Origin of the sequence: Derxia lacustris (assembly GCF_002105195.1) — a bacterium.
In the GTDB taxonomy this organism is placed as follows: domain Bacteria; phylum Pseudomonadota; class Gammaproteobacteria; order Burkholderiales; family Burkholderiaceae_E; genus Derxia; species Derxia lacustris.
Map to the genome: position 1 here is coordinate 47,361 of NZ_MUHU01000010.1, position 13,341 is coordinate 60,701.

11 protein-coding genes are annotated in these 13,341 nt (G+C 68.1%); all 11 read right to left on the reverse strand.

Annotation, left to right across the window (positions count from 1 at the left end):
* Positions 1-14: 14 nt before the first annotated feature.
* The 11 genes from B9P64_RS10310 to B9P64_RS10360 all read right to left on the reverse strand — a co-directional run bounded on the left by B9P64_RS10310 (position 15) and on the right by B9P64_RS10360 (position 13,320).
* On the reverse strand, positions 15-2,390 hold the full coding sequence (locus B9P64_RS10310; protein WP_085316159.1) for a penicillin acylase family protein: 2,376 nt from the start codon (positions 2,388-2,390) through the stop codon (positions 15-17).
* A gap of 78 nt (positions 2,391-2,468) precedes the next feature.
* Entirely contained in the window at positions 2,469-4,403 is a 1,935-nt protein-coding gene (locus B9P64_RS10315) for an ATP-binding cassette domain-containing protein (RefSeq protein WP_085316160.1), read from the reverse strand.
* The gene (gene prmB, locus B9P64_RS10320) at positions 4,400-5,299 is read right to left on the reverse strand and encodes a 50S ribosomal protein L3 N(5)-glutamine methyltransferase (protein ID WP_085316161.1); all 900 of its coding nucleotides are present in this window, start codon (positions 5,297-5,299) and stop codon (positions 4,400-4,402) included. Before prmB ends, B9P64_RS10315 begins: the two co-directional genes overlap by 4 nt.
* Positions 5,300-5,319: 20 nt before the next feature.
* The gene (gene dapE / locus B9P64_RS10325; RefSeq protein WP_085316162.1) at positions 5,320-6,465 is read right to left on the reverse strand and encodes a succinyl-diaminopimelate desuccinylase; all 1,146 of its coding nucleotides are present in this window, start codon (positions 6,463-6,465) and stop codon (positions 5,320-5,322) included.
* 7 nt (positions 6,466-6,472) lie between these two features.
* Positions 6,473-6,823: an arsenate reductase gene (locus B9P64_RS10330; RefSeq protein WP_085316163.1), complete on the reverse strand. Its 351-nt coding sequence runs from the start codon at positions 6,821-6,823 to the stop codon at positions 6,473-6,475.
* A 4-nt stretch (positions 6,824-6,827) separates the two neighbouring features.
* The gene (locus B9P64_RS10335) at positions 6,828-7,967 is read right to left on the reverse strand and encodes a PilT/PilU family type 4a pilus ATPase (protein ID WP_085316164.1); all 1,140 of its coding nucleotides are present in this window, start codon (positions 7,965-7,967) and stop codon (positions 6,828-6,830) included.
* A 27-nt stretch (positions 7,968-7,994) separates the two neighbouring features.
* Positions 7,995-8,837 (reverse strand): 2,3,4,5-tetrahydropyridine-2,6-dicarboxylate N-succinyltransferase, encoded by an 843-nt coding sequence (dapD, locus tag B9P64_RS10340; protein ID WP_085316165.1) that lies wholly within the window; start codon positions 8,835-8,837, stop codon positions 7,995-7,997.
* A gap of 80 nt (positions 8,838-8,917) precedes the next feature.
* Complete coding sequence (locus B9P64_RS10345; protein WP_176256791.1) at positions 8,918-11,527, reverse strand: EAL domain-containing protein; 2,610 nt, start codon at positions 11,525-11,527, stop codon at positions 8,918-8,920.
* Between the two features lie 73 nt (positions 11,528-11,600).
* A complete protein-coding gene (locus B9P64_RS10350; protein ID WP_085316167.1) occupies positions 11,601-12,392 on the reverse strand; it encodes a TatD family hydrolase in 792 nt (263 codons plus the stop codon).
* Between the two features lie 2 nt (positions 12,393-12,394).
* The gene (locus B9P64_RS10355) at positions 12,395-12,940 is read right to left on the reverse strand and encodes a GNAT family N-acetyltransferase (RefSeq protein WP_407919687.1); all 546 of its coding nucleotides are present in this window, start codon (positions 12,938-12,940) and stop codon (positions 12,395-12,397) included.
* Positions 12,937-13,320: a PilZ domain-containing protein gene (locus B9P64_RS10360; RefSeq protein ID WP_085316169.1), complete on the reverse strand. Its 384-nt coding sequence runs from the start codon at positions 13,318-13,320 to the stop codon at positions 12,937-12,939. The genes B9P64_RS10355 and B9P64_RS10360 overlap by 4 nt, the downstream gene beginning before the upstream one ends.
* Positions 13,321-13,341 lie beyond the last annotated feature (21 nt).

A 13,341-nucleotide genomic window follows, 5' to 3' on the forward strand; every position in this document is an offset into this window, starting at 1 on the left:
CCGGCGGCGCGCGGTCAGGGCGCGAGCTGCCGCACCCGCAGCGCCGGATCGGCGGCGATCTGCGCGTCGGTGAACGGAAAGCGCAGCCAGTCGCGGCGCGCATAGCGCCGCACCGGCGCGGCGCCGGCGCCGCCGGCAAGGGCGGTTTCGCGCTGGCCGTGGGCGAGCAGGGTGTGCGCGGCGACGCCGTCGGCGCCGAAGCTCACGACCTGGAGATAGCTGTTCGCGATGGCGTTGGCGTCGAGCACATGGCTGTCGTCGGCCGAGCAGTTGACGGTGAAATGGCCCAGCGCCGGGCAGCCGCCGTAAAGCGGCAGCGGCGTGCCGGCGAGATCGACGCGCAGTTCCCGGCCGAGCGGCCGGTCGAGCCGCCAGCCCTTGCGACGGAAGTCGAGCACCGCCGCGCCGAGCGCCTGGGCGACGCGCGGATCGGTGGCGCGCGGCGCGGCCGGGGTGGCGAGCGGCGCGGCGGCCGAGAACGGCGTGGCGAACAGCGTCTCGCCATCGGGGCCGTCGAGCCCGGTCCAGAAGCTTTCCCAGAGCAGCGCGCCGCGATCGCCGGCATCGGCGCCGAGCGACCAGCGGCGCAGCACCGCGCAGGCCTCGTCGAGGCTTGGCGTGACGGTCGCGGCCGGGCCCGCAGCGCGCCCGGCCGCCGATGGCGCGCAGGCGCCGGCCACCAGTGCGTCGCGGAACAGTTCGGCGGTGTGCGGCCGGCCGGCGAGCACGGCCGACCGCAGCCGTGCGGCGAAATCGCGTGCCGGCAGCGGGCTGGCGAGCAGCGTCTGGGCGAGCGCATGGCCGGCGCGGCCGCGCCACGACAAGGCCTGACGCTCGCCGCCGAGCACGCTTGCATAGCCTTCGAGCGGCTGGCTCGGGTTGGCGAGCCAGTAGCTGTCGTTCATGTTGGCCACGTAGTCCGCGCGCCAGAGGCCGGGTTGCGCACTGGCCGGCAGGCTGCCGGGCCGGGGGGCGTTGGCGCTGGTGCGCCAGTCGCAGGCGCTGCGGCTGCCGTCGAGTACCGGCGTCAGCGGATCGATGGCGGCGAAGCCGCGCGCACGTTCGGTGACGCAGGCCGCGCGCAGTTCGTCGGGCACGTCGGGGACGGCGCCGATGTCGGCAAACCATGCGCGCGCGTCGCCGCGTCCGATGGCGGCGGTGGTGACCCAGGGCACGGCGAGGTTGCGGCGCTGGATCGCGGCGAACTCGTCGAGCGAACGCGCGCGGCCCCAGTCGAGGAAATTGGCGAAGACGCCGAAGTTGTCGGCATTGACGTCGCGCAGCGCGAGCGCATGGTCGCGGCCCCAGCCGAGCGCCGGATGCCGCGCGCCGAGATCGACCACCGGGCCGTGGCGGGTGAGGTAGACGCGCCGCTCGATCCGCCGCGGCGCGCCGCCGGGTCCGCGCAGCTCGATCGTCACGACACGTTCGCGCATCGGCTCCGACACGCCGTCGACCAGATAGCGCGTCGGGTCGGCCGGATCGAGCGTGAGATCGAACAGGCCGAAGCGCCGCGCCGCCGACACGGTGTGGCTCCAGGCCACGTCCCGGTTGAAGCCGATCATCACCACCGGCACGCCGAGGAAGGCGACGCCGGCCACATCGATGGCGCCGGGTAGGCTCAGGTGCATCTGCCAGAAGCGGTCCGGCCCGCCCCAGTACCAGTGCGGATTGCCGAACAGCACGCCGCCCTCGCCCTGGGTGGCCGCGCCACCGAAGGCCAGCACATTGCTGCCGATGCCGTCGCGGTCGCCGATGCGGTGCGCGAGACGGGCGCCGAGATCGGCGGCCGGCGCCGGCTGCGTTGCCGGCGCGGCGTTGACGATCTCGGGAATGAAATGGGCATAGCCGGCCGCGAGATTGGCGGCGTAGAGCCGGCGATAGATGTCAGCCGGCGCGATGGCGCTCAACCAGGGCGCGTGCGCGCAGGCGGGGGCGCCGGCGGCATCGCGGTGCTGGCGCAGCTCGGCGATGCGGCGGTTGTAGCCGCGCGCATAACCGTCGATGAGTTCGCGCAGCTCGACCGGCTGGGCCGCGCGGTAGCGCGCCACCAGCTCGTCGTCGGCGAAAACCTTGAAGAACACGTCGAGTTCCAGATTCGTCGGCCGACCGAAGGTGGAATCGCGCGCGGGTCGCGCCTCGGCGCCAAAGTGGCGCGAGCGTTCTCCGCGAAAGGTGACGAAGGCTTCGGCGAGCGTGCAAGGCGCGTCCTGCGCCTGGGCATAGCCGATGCCGGTGCCGAGGCCGCGCCAGTCGGCGGCCCGGACATGGACGATGTCGTCGCCGGTGCGGCGCAGCTCGATGCCGTCGCCGGCACCGGCCGGCACGGCGAAGGCCGACAGCAGCGCGAGCAGGCTCGCGGCGCGGCGTTGCGAATGGGTGATGAGCATCGCTTTCCTCGGGTCGTTGTCCCGAGTAGACGAAGCTGGGCCTTGGATGTTTGGGCGCGGCGCGCCGGATCGGCCCGGCTACTGCGATGCCGCGTCCAGCGCCTCGATCGCCGCCGCGCACTCCAGCCAGTCGCTCTCCGCCGAATCGAGCGCCGCCTGCGCCGCCGCGCGCTGTTTCATCAGCGCGGTCCAGTCGATCGCGGGGTCTTCCGCCGCCGCCATCTGCGCATCCAGCCGGTCGCGCTCGGCGGTCGCGCGTTCCATTTCCTTTTCGCAAGCCGCCATGCGCTTTTCGAGCGGCTTGCGCTGCTCCTGCCGGCGCTTGCGCTCGTCGGCCTCGTCCTTCTTGCGCGCCTTGCGTTCCTCAGCCGATTCGATGCGCGCTTCTTTCGCTGCGGCTTTTGCGTCGCCTTGCGTGGCATCGGCATTGGGCCGATTGCGGCGCAGCCAGGCTTCGTATTCATCCAGATCGGCGTCGAAGGGCTCGACCTTGCCGTGCGCGACCAGCAGGAATTCATCCACCGTCGAGCGCAGCAGATGCCGGTCGTGCGAAACCACGATGACCGTGCCGTCGAATTGCGCCAATGCCATCGTGAGCGCATGCCGGGTTTCGAGGTCCAGGTGATTGGTCGGCTCGTCGAGCAGCAGCAGATTGGGCTTGCCCCACACCACGCAGGCCAGCGCCAGCCGGGCCTTTTCGCCGCCCGAAAACGGGCCGATCGGCGAGGTGGCCATCGGGCCCGAGAAATCGAAACGCCCGAGAAAGTCGCGCAGCACCTGCTCGCGCACATTCGGGTCTTCGGCGCGCGCAATGCGGCCGAGGTGATCGAGCGGCGTGTCGTGGGCGCGCAGCCGTTCCACCTCGTATTGCGCGAAATAGCCGATGCGCAATCCCTTGGCCGGCCGCAGCGTGCCGGCCAGCGGCGCGATTTCGCCCACCAGCGTCTTGATGAGCGTCGATTTGCCCTGGCCATTGGCGCCGAGCAGGCCGATCCGCTGGCCCGGCACGATCACCATGTTCACGCCGTCGAGAATGACCTTGTCGCCATAACCGCAGCGTCCGGCCTCGAATTGCAGCATCGGGCTCGGGCTCGATTCGGGCGTGGCAAATTCGAATTCGAGTGCGCTGGCGGCATGCGCCGGCGCGATCAATTCCATCCGCTCCAATGCCTTGACGCGGCTTTGCGCCTGCTTGGCCTTGGTGGCTTTTGCCTTGAAGCGGGTAATGAAGCTTTCGAGCTTGGCGACCTGAATCTGCTGGCGCGCAAATGCCGCCTGCTGCACCGCCAATTGCTGGGCGCGCTCGCGCTCGAAAGTGGAGTAATTGCCGCCGAATCGCTTGATGCTGCGATTGTCCAGATGCCAGATCGAGCGCGCGACCGCATCGAGAAAGTCGCGGTCATGCGAAATCACGATCACCGTGCCGGCATAGCGCGACAGCCAGCCTTCGAGCCAGACGATGGCATCGAGGTCGAGGTGATTGGTCGGTTCGTCGAGCAGCAGCAGGTCGCTCTGGCGCATGAGCGTCTGCGCGAGCGCGAGCCGCATGCGCCAGCCGCCCGAAAAGCTGCTGACCGGCGAGGCGAGCTGGTCGATCTGGAAGCCGAGCCCGAGCAGCAGCGATTCGGCGCGCGACGTGGCGGTGTAGGCGCCGTGGTCGGCGAGGCGCGCATGCAGCTCGCCGATGCGGTTGCCGTCGTGGGCTTCCTCGGCGGCAGCCAGCTCGCGGTTGAGCTGCTGCAATTCGATGTCGCCGTCGAGCACGAAATCGCGCGCCGAGGTGTCGCTGTCGGGCGTGTGCTGGGCCACATGGGCCACGCGCCAGACGGCCGGCATTTCCACCTCGCCGGCGTCCTGCACCACCTCGTGCAGCAGCAGCGCCATCAGCGACGACTTGCCGCTGCCGTTGTCGCCCACGAGGCCGACGCGCTCGCCGGGGTGGATTTGCAGCGTGGCATGGTCGAACAGCAGCTTGCTGCCGCGCCGCAGCGCCAGATCGATGAAGCGGATCACGACACGAGGGCGTCGCGGTCGACGAGATAGATCATGTCGTCGCCGGCGCTGGTGCTGAGCCAGGTCATCGGCATGCGCGGCCAGGCGGCTTCGACCGCGTCGCGCTCGTGGCCGACCTCGACCACCATGATTCCGCGCTTGGCCAGATAGGTCGGCGCGTCGGCCATGATGCGGCGCACCACGTCGAGCCCGTCGGCGCCGGCACCGAGCGCGAGCGCCGGTTCGTGGCGGTATTCGGCGGGCAGGGCGTCCATCGACTTGGTGGGCACGTAGGGCGGGTTGGTCAGGATCACGTTGTACTTCTCGCCGTGCAGCCGCGCGAACAGGTCGGATTCGACGACATGCACCCGGTCCTCAAGCCCGTAGAGCGCGACGTTGCTGCGCGCCACCTCGAGCGCCGCCGGCGAGATGTCGACCGCATCGACCTGGGCATTGGGAAACAGATGCGCCGCGACGATGGCGAGGCAGCCCGAGCCGGTGCACAGGTCGAGCACGCGACCGACGCTGGCCGGCTCCTCGATCCACGGCGTGAAGCCGTCGCGCAGCCATTCGGCGATGAAGCTGCGCGGCACGATCACGCGCTCATCGACCAGGAAGCGGAATTCGCCGAGCCAGGCCTCGCCGGTGAGATAGGCGGCCGGCACGCGCTCGTCGGCGCGACGGTGGATGACGTTGAGCACGGCATCGACCTCGGTCGGCAGCAGGCGCGCATCGAGGAAGGGATCGAGCGTGTCGATCGGCAGATGCAGCGTGTGCAGGATGAGATAGGCGGCTTCGTCGAAGGCGGTGGCGCTGCCGTGGCCGAAGGCCAGCTTGGCGGCGCCAAAACGGCTGACGGCGTAGCGCAGCAGGTCGCGCACGGTGCGCAGTTCGGCGCGGGCTTGCTCGTGTTGCATGGGGAGGTCTTTGATGAGTTTCAGGCCGCGAGCAGGGCTTCGAGAGTGCGGCGGTAGACGTTCTTGAGCGGCTCGATGGCGGCCACGTCGATGTGCTCGTCGAGCTTGTGGATGCTGGCGTTGACCGGGCCGAACTCGACAACTTCGGCGCAGATCTTGGCGATGAAGCGGCCGTCGGAGGTGCCGCCGGTGGTGCTGAGTTCGGCGTCGAGGCCGGTTTCGGCCTTGATCGCGGCGGTGATGGCATTGCACAGCGCGCCACGGCCGGTGAGGAAGGGTTCGCCGCCGAGCGTCCAGGCGATGGACCAGTCGCGTTCGGCGTCGAGGCCTTCGGCGGCCAGCAGCGCGGCGACGCGCGACTTGAGGCTGTCGGGCGTGCTTTCGGTGCTGAAGCGGAAGTTGAAATCGACCACGCATTCGCCGGGCACCACATTGGTGGCGCCGGTGCCGGCGTGGACGTTGCTGATCTGGAAGCTGGTCGGCGGGAAGAACTCGTTGCCGTCGTCCCAGCGTTCGGCCGCGAGGCGGGCGAGGGCGCCGGCAATCAGGTGCACCGGGTTGCGCGCGAGATGCGGATAGGCCACATGGCCCTGCACGCCGCGCACCGTGAGCTTGCCGCTGAGCGAGCCGCGCCGGCCGTTCTTGATGGTGTCGCCGAGCGCATCGACCGACGTGGGCTCGCCGACGATGCAGTAGTCGAGCTTCTCGCCGCGCGCCGCGAGCGCCTCGCAGACCGCCACGGTGCCGTCGATCGACGGGCCTTCCTCGTCGGCGGTGAGCAGCAGGGCGATGGAGCCGGCGTGGTTTGGATGCGCCGCGACGAACTCCTCGATGGCGACGACAAAGCCCGCGAGCGAGCTTTTCATGTCGGCGGCGCCGCGCCCGTAGAGCTTGCCGTCGCGCACCGTGGGCGCGAACGGCGGGCTGGTCCAGCGCTCGAGCGGGCCGGTCGGCACCACGTCGGTATGGCCGGCAAACACCAGCAGCGGCGCGCTCGTGCCGCGGCGCGCCCACAGGTTGAGGATGCCGCCGCGCTCGATGGTTTCGCAGACGAAGCCGAGCGGCGCGAGCCGTTGCGCGATGAGCGCCTGGCAGCCGGCGTCGGCCGGCGTGACCGAGTTGCGCGCGATCAGGTCGGCGGCGAGATCGAAGGTGGTCGTCGTCATGCCGCGCTCAGCCGAAGACGCGCGCATAGCGCGCCTCGTCGAAGCCCAGCAGCCATTCGCTCGCGCCCTCGACCAGCGGCCGCTTGATGACCGACGGCTTGGCGACCATCAGCGCGATGGCGCCGTCGCGCGTGGCGGCGTCGGCGCGCTGGGTGTCGTCGAGCTGGCGCCAGGTCGTGCCCTTGCGGTTGATGAGTTCGTCGAGGCTCAGGTGGGCAAGCCAGCCTTCGATTTCGGCCGGCGTCGGCGGCTGCTTCTTGTAGTCGCGAAAGCCGTAGTCGACGCCGCGCGCCTCAAGCCAGCTGCGCGCCTTCTTGACGGTGGAGCAATTGGGAATGCCGTGGAGGGTGATGGGCATGCGATCAGACTTCGAGCGTGAATTCCTTGAACGACGGACCGGCGGATTCTTCCGGCGGCGGTTCGCGTTTTTCGGCTTCGGGCGCGCGGCCCTGGTTGTTGATGAGCCAGATGAGATTGGTGGCCGAATCGGCATTGGCCACGGCTTCTTCCTGGGTCACGAGTTCGTCGACGATCAGCTTGTAAAGGCTTTGCTCGAAGGTGATCGAGCCCTGGGCCAGGCTGTTCTGCATCGCCTCCTTGATGTCGTGCACCTTGCCGTGCTCGATCAGCTCGGCGATGTAGCGGGTGTTGAGCAGCACCTCGCAGGCCGGCACGCGGCCGCCCGCCTTGGCCTTGAGCAGCCGCTGCGAAACGATGGCGCGGATGCAGGTGGCCATGTCGGCCAGCAGGGCGTTGCGCGCATCGATCGGGAAGAAGCTGATGACCCGGTTGAGCGCGTGATAGGCGTTGTTGGCATGCAGCGTGGCCAGCACCAGATGGCCAGCTTGGCCGTAGGCGAGGGCGGCGGTCATGGTTTCGCGGTCGCGGATCTCGCCGATCATGATGACGTCGGGCGCCTGGCGCAGCGCGTTCTTGAGCGCCATGTTCAGCGACTCGGCATCGCTGCCGATCTCGCGCTGGTTGACGACCGACTTCTTGCTCTTGAACAGGAACTCGATCGGGTCCTCGAGCGTGAGGATGTGGCCGGCCGACTTCTCGTTGCGGTAGTCGATCATCGAGGCGAGCGACGTGGTCTTGCCGCTGCCGGTCGCGCCCACCATCAGGATCAGGCCGCGCCGTTCCATGATGAGTTCACCCAGCACCGAAGGCACGTTGAGCGTCTCGAGCGCCGGGATGTCGAACGGGATGAAGCGGATCACCGCCGCCAGCGAACCGCGCTGCCGGAACGCCGACAGCCGGAAGCTGCCGATGCCGCGCATCGGGATGCCGATGTTGAGCTCGTGATGTTCGAGCAGCTGATCCATCCGCTCTTCCGACAGCACCTCGGAGAGCAGCGAGGCGATGCTGTCCGGATCCATCACCTGCTGGTTGATGGGTACCGTGCTGCCGGAAATCTTGATGTTGATCGGCGAGCCCGCCGAGAGATAGAGGTCGGACGCCTTCTTGTCCGCCATCAGCTGGAACAGCCGGTCCATCGCCATGCGGAAACCCTCCGATCGGTTGACGACTCAGTCGCGCAGCAATTCGTTGAGGCCGGTCTTGGCGCGGGTCTGCGCATCGACGCGCTTGACGATGACCGCGCAGTACAGGCTGTACTTGCCGTCGGCCGAGGGCAGGGAGCCCGACACCACCACCGAGCCGGCCGGGATGCGGCCATAGCTGACTTCGCCGGTGGCGCGGTCGTAGATCTTGGTGCTCTGGCCGATGTACACGCCCATCGAGATGACCGAGTTCTCCTCGACGATGACGCCTTCGACGATCTCGGAACGCGCGCCGATGAAGCAGTTGTCCTCGATGATCGTGGGATTGGCCTGCAGCGGCTCGAGCACGCCGCCGATGCCGACGCCGCCCGACAGATGCACGTTCTTGCCGATCTGGGCGCAGGAACCGACCGTGGCCCAGGTGTCGACCATGGTGCCGCTGTCGACATAGGCGCCGATGTTCACGTAGGACGGCATCAGCACCACGTTCCTGGCGATGAAGCTGCCGCGCCGGGCCACGGCCGGCGGCACCACGCGCACGCCGGCAGCGGCGAAATCGGCCTCGCTGAAGCCGGCGAACTTGGTCGGCACCTTGTCGTAGAACTGGATGGGGGCGGGCGCTTCACCCACGCCGGCGAAGGCTTGCGGCGCGTTGTCGGCCAGCCGGAAGGACAGCAGCACCGCCTTCTTGACCCATTGATGCACGGTCCATTGCCCGTCGAGCTTCTCGGCCACGCGCAGCTTGCCGCTGTCGAGTTCGGCGATCACATGCGCGACAGCTTCTGCTACGGGGGCGGGCGCGCTGGCGGGCGAGAGTTCGGCGCGGTTGTCCCACGCCGTTTCGATCAGGGTCTGGAGTTCGGTCGTCATCGGTCGGAATTCTGCAAAAGCGAAAGGGCCGGATTATAGGTCCGGCCCCGCCCGATTCCGCCGGCTTTCGCGGCGCCGATTCAGATGAGATAGGGCGAGCCGATGCGCAATTGCTGCTCGGCCTCGCTGATGCTCATGGGCTTGGAAAACAGATAGCCTTGGGCGATATCGGCCTGAAGCCGTTGCAGCGCGCGCATGTCGTCGGTGGTTTCGACGCCTTCGGCCACGGTTTCGAGATTGAGCGTCTTGGCCAGCGCGATCACCAGTTTGGCGATTTCGGCATTTTCACGATGCACGCCGAGGCCGTTGACGAAGGCGCGATCGATCTTGAGCACATCGATCGGCAGCTTTTGCAGATGCGCGAGCGAGGAATAGCCGGTGCCGAAATCGTCGAGCGCAATCCGCACGCCATAGCGCTTCAATTCGGACAGCAGCCGCACCGCCTGGGCCGGATTGGACATCGCGGCGCTTTCGGTAATTTCGAGTTCGAGCGCGCTTGGATAGATGCCGAATTCATCGATGACCTGACAGACCGAATCGACGAAACCTTCCTGGAACAATTGCCGCACCGACACATTGACCGCCACGGTGAGGTCGTCGAGCGCCGGGAATTCGGTCTGCCAGTGATGCAGCTGGGCGCAGGCGGCACGCAGCGCCCAGTGGCCAAGCTGGATGATGGCGCCCGATTCCTCGGCCAGCGGAATGAACTCGACCGGCGAAATCAGCCCCTGCTTGGATTTCCAGCGCATCAGCGCCTCGAAGCCGCAGAGGCGGCCGGTCTGGAGCGAGACCTTGGGCTGATACATCAGGAACAGCTCGTTGCGCTCGACCGCGTAGCGCAGCGCCTGATCCATCTTGGAGCGGGCGAGGGTGCGCTGGCGCAGGTCGTCGTCGAACACCGCGATGCGGTGGCGGCCCTTTTCCTTGGCCAGATACATGGCGGCGTCGGCATCGCGGATGAGCTCGCTGGCGCGGGTGTGCTCATGGCGCAGGAAGGCCACGCCGAAGCTGGCATCGACCTTGAGCTTGATGCCGCCCACATCGATTTCGCGCGACACGCTTTCGAGCAGCCGTTCGGCGATCGCCATGCCCTCGGGCGCGCTGTGGATCGGCCGGCAGACGATGACGAACTCGTCGCCGCCGAAGCGCGCGATCCAGTCGGTCGGCCGCAAGGTGGACGAGATGCTGGCCGCCACCGAGCGCAGCACCTGATCGCCCAGCTCATGGCCGTGCATGTCGTTGATCGCCTTGAAGAAATCGAGGTCGCAGAAGATCAGCGCCAGATGGGTATTGGCGGCGCGCGCCTCGTCGATCATCTCGTGCAGCCGCTCGACCAGATTGCGCCGGTTGGGCAGGCCGGTGAGCGCATCGTGCGCGGCCTGGAACACCAGCCGTGCCTCGGCCTCCTTGCGCTCGGTCACGTCGGCGACGATGCCGAGCACGCCCGACACCTCGCCGTCGGAGGCATGCAGCGGCACATGCGTCACCTCGAACCAGCGTCGGTCGTCGGGGCCGAGCAGGCCGGTGAAGGGCGGCTCGTTCTGCACCGTGCCCGACTCGACCACGCGGCGCTCGAACTCGTCGTTCTGACGCGCCAGCTCGGGCCGGACGATGTCGCGCGCGGTCTTGCCGAGCAGATCGTCCTGGTTGGCGAGGCCCATGCGCGCCAGATTGGCCCGATTGGCCGACACATAGCGGCCGGCCAGATCCTTGGTGTAGAGCGACAGCGGAATCGCGTCGAACACGGTGCGCAGCACCTCGCGCTCGCGCTCGACCGCGAGCTTGGCCAGCTGGCCCGGCTCGGCATCGACGAAATGCACGACGAAGGCCCGAACCGACGGGTCGTGCAGCAGATTGACGATGCGCAGATCGGTGAGCCGCCGCGCCGCGCGGTTGCCGCCGATGCGCACGGTCGCGGTCTGGGCGGTGAGCGGCGCGGCCACCGCGAGCTGGGTTGCGCGCACGAAGGCTGGCAGATCGTCGGGGTCGAGCAGATCGGTCACCGCGGTGCCGACCAGCTCGGCGCTGCCGATGGACAACCACTGGCCGGCCGGCCGGTTGGCATACAGCACGCGCCATTCCACATCCGCCACCAGCGACGGCTCGTTGCCTTGCTCGGCCACGGTGAAGATGGTGGAACGGCCGACATCGAGCATCGCCAAGCCCGGCTCGACCCGGCCGATGAGATGGCCGACGTACTGGCCGGCGGTGGCGGCGATGAACAGCAGCAGCACCGTCGCCAGCATCACGCCGCCCGAATCGACGCGGCCGCCGATCACCCAGGCGATGGCGTAGACGGCGGCATTCGCGACCGCCATCGTGCGCGGCAGCGTGAGCGAATAGATGAGCAGAAAGATCGTGGTCCAGGCCCAGAGCCAAGCGTGCTGCGGCAGCATGCCCGACAGCAGGAACAGCACCAGGCAACCGCCCAGGCTGCGCGCGAACGTGACCGGCGCGCGCCGGGCGACGCCACGCGGCGAACGCAGCGCCGATACCAGCGCGGTGATGGCCAGCACGATGCAGCCGGCCAGCGCAAGCAACCGCAGCGGCACCGGAATGCCCGAGCCGGTAACGGCCGAGCCAAACAGCGCCAGCAAGGCAAAACCGGCGAATTCGAACCACAGCGTGGACGATTGCAAGGCGCCCAGGCGCTGGCCAAGCGTCGAATCGACGCCGGCGGTGGCAGCCATTGGCATGTTCATCTGGGCTGCGCCAATGCGCTGACGAAACGCTGATTTGACATAATATACATCGTGCGTATTTTCAGCCTGACTGCCCGATGAGTCGGAAGAAGTTATCGCCGGTAATTGCCGCGATCTCTTCCACCGGTAATTGCCTGACCCGGGCTATTTCCGCTGCGACATACGGCACATATGCTGGCTCATTGGTTTTTCCCCGATATGGCACCGGCGCCAGATATGGCGAATCGGTTTCGATCAGCATCCGGTCGAGCGGCATCCAGGCTGCCACTTCACGCAAATCGGCGGCAGTCTTGAAAGTGACGATTCCGGAAAATGAAATCAGAAATCCGAGATCGAGCGCTCGCTCTGCAATATCCCGACTTTCGGTAAAGCAATGAAAGATTCCGCCCGGGCCGCCGTCGGCCGGCGCGGCGCGTTCTTCTTCGAGGATGCGCAAGGTGTCTTCGGCGGCCTTGCGGGTGTGGATGACCAAAGGCTTGCCGACCGCCCGCGCGGCGCGGATGTGCACGCGGAACCGCTCGCGCTGCCATTCGAGCGCGGCCGGGTCGGCATTGCTGTGCCAGTGGTAGTCGAGCCCGGTCTCGCCGATGGCGACCACCCGCTCGCGCGCTGCCAGCGCCACCAGCGTGGCCACGTCGGGTTCGAGCACGGTGGCATCGTCGGGATGGACGCCGACGCTCGCATACAGATTGGGCGCCGAGGCGGCGATGGCCAGCACCCGCTCGACGGTTTCGAGCTTGACGCTGATGCACATGGCGTGGCTCACGCGGGCCGCGCTCATGCGCTCGAGCAGCGCAGGCAGGTCGGCTGCCAGCTCCGGGAAGTCGAGATGGCAGTGCGAGTCGACGAACATGCTCAGACCCTTCGGCCGACGATGACCAGATCGCGCTCGACGCCGTCGAGCGTGGCGACGCGCGGCAGATCGCCCCAGCGCGTGAAGCCGTACTTCTCGAACATGCGCAGGCTCGGCGTGTTGTGGCCGAACACGCAGCCGATGAGATTGCTCACGCCCACGCGCGGCGCGAACTCGATGGCGGCGGCGAGCAGAAAGCCGCCGATGCCGCGGCCGCGCATGGCTTCGTGGCAGTACACGCTGACCTCGACCGTGCCCGCATAGGCCGGCCGGCCGTAGAAGTCGGAGAAGCTGAGCCAGCCGAACACGGCGGGATCGCCCTGCCCGGCTTCGGCGGCCGGTGCACCATCGGCACCGACACTGAGCGGGCCGGCCACCCAGAGCGGCCGTTCGAGCCGCTGGTGTGCGCGGAACCAGGCGAAGCGCGATTCGAGCGAGACCGGCTCAAGATCCGCCGTGACCAGCCGCGACGCGATCGTCGAGTTGTAGATGTCGACGATCGCGGGCAGATCGGAGGGGTCGGCGAGGCGGAGTTGATACATCGTCAGAGCGTGTGAGTGGGACGCGTGGATTTGAGCGCACCGGCGAGCAGGGTCTCGATGCGGTTGCGGGCGGCCTGGCCGGTTTCGTCGTCGGGGAATGCAACGCCGATGCCCGGTGTGCGATTGCCGTGCGAATCGGCCGGTGTGATCCAGGCAACGCGGCCGGCGATCGGCAGCCGCGCCGGATCGTCCATGAGCGTGAGCAGCAGATAGACGTCGTCGCCGAGGTTGTAGGCCTTGGTGGTCGGCACGAAGATGCCGCCGGTAGCCAGGAAGGGCATGTAGGCGGCGTAGAGCGCGGCCTTCTCGCGGATGGACAGCGCCAGCACGGCCGGGCGCGCGGTCTTGTCACCCGCGATGACGGTGTTCGGCGCGTCGCTCGACATTCATCCTCCATGCAGATATGG

Bases quoted from the DNA above. Each gene is read 5' to 3' on its own strand.
- dapE (WP_085316162.1), bottom strand. From the start codon at position 6,465: ATGACGACGACCACCTTCGATCTCGCCGCCGACCTGATCGCGCGCAAC.
- prmB (WP_085316161.1), bottom strand. From the start codon at position 5,299: ATGCAACACGAGCAAGCCCGCGCCGAACTGCGCACCGTGCGCGACCTG.
- B9P64_RS10360 (WP_085316169.1), bottom strand. From the start codon at position 13,320: ATGTCGAGCGACGCGCCGAACACCGTCATCGCGGGTGACAAGACCGCG.
- B9P64_RS10350 (WP_085316167.1), bottom strand. From the start codon at position 12,392: ATGTTCGTCGACTCGCACTGCCATCTCGACTTCCCGGAGCTGGCAGCC.
- dapD (WP_085316165.1), bottom strand. From the start codon at position 8,837: ATGACGACCGAACTCCAGACCCTGATCGAAACGGCGTGGGACAACCGC.
- B9P64_RS10330 (WP_085316163.1), bottom strand. From the start codon at position 6,823: ATGCCCATCACCCTCCACGGCATTCCCAATTGCTCCACCGTCAAGAAG.
- B9P64_RS10335 (WP_085316164.1), bottom strand. From the start codon at position 7,967: ATGGCGATGGACCGGCTGTTCCAGCTGATGGCGGACAAGAAGGCGTCC.
- B9P64_RS10345 (WP_176256791.1), bottom strand. From the start codon at position 11,527: ATGGCTGCCACCGCCGGCGTCGATTCGACGCTTGGCCAGCGCCTGGGC.
- B9P64_RS10310 (WP_085316159.1), bottom strand. From the start codon at position 2,390: ATGCTCATCACCCATTCGCAACGCCGCGCCGCGAGCCTGCTCGCGCTG.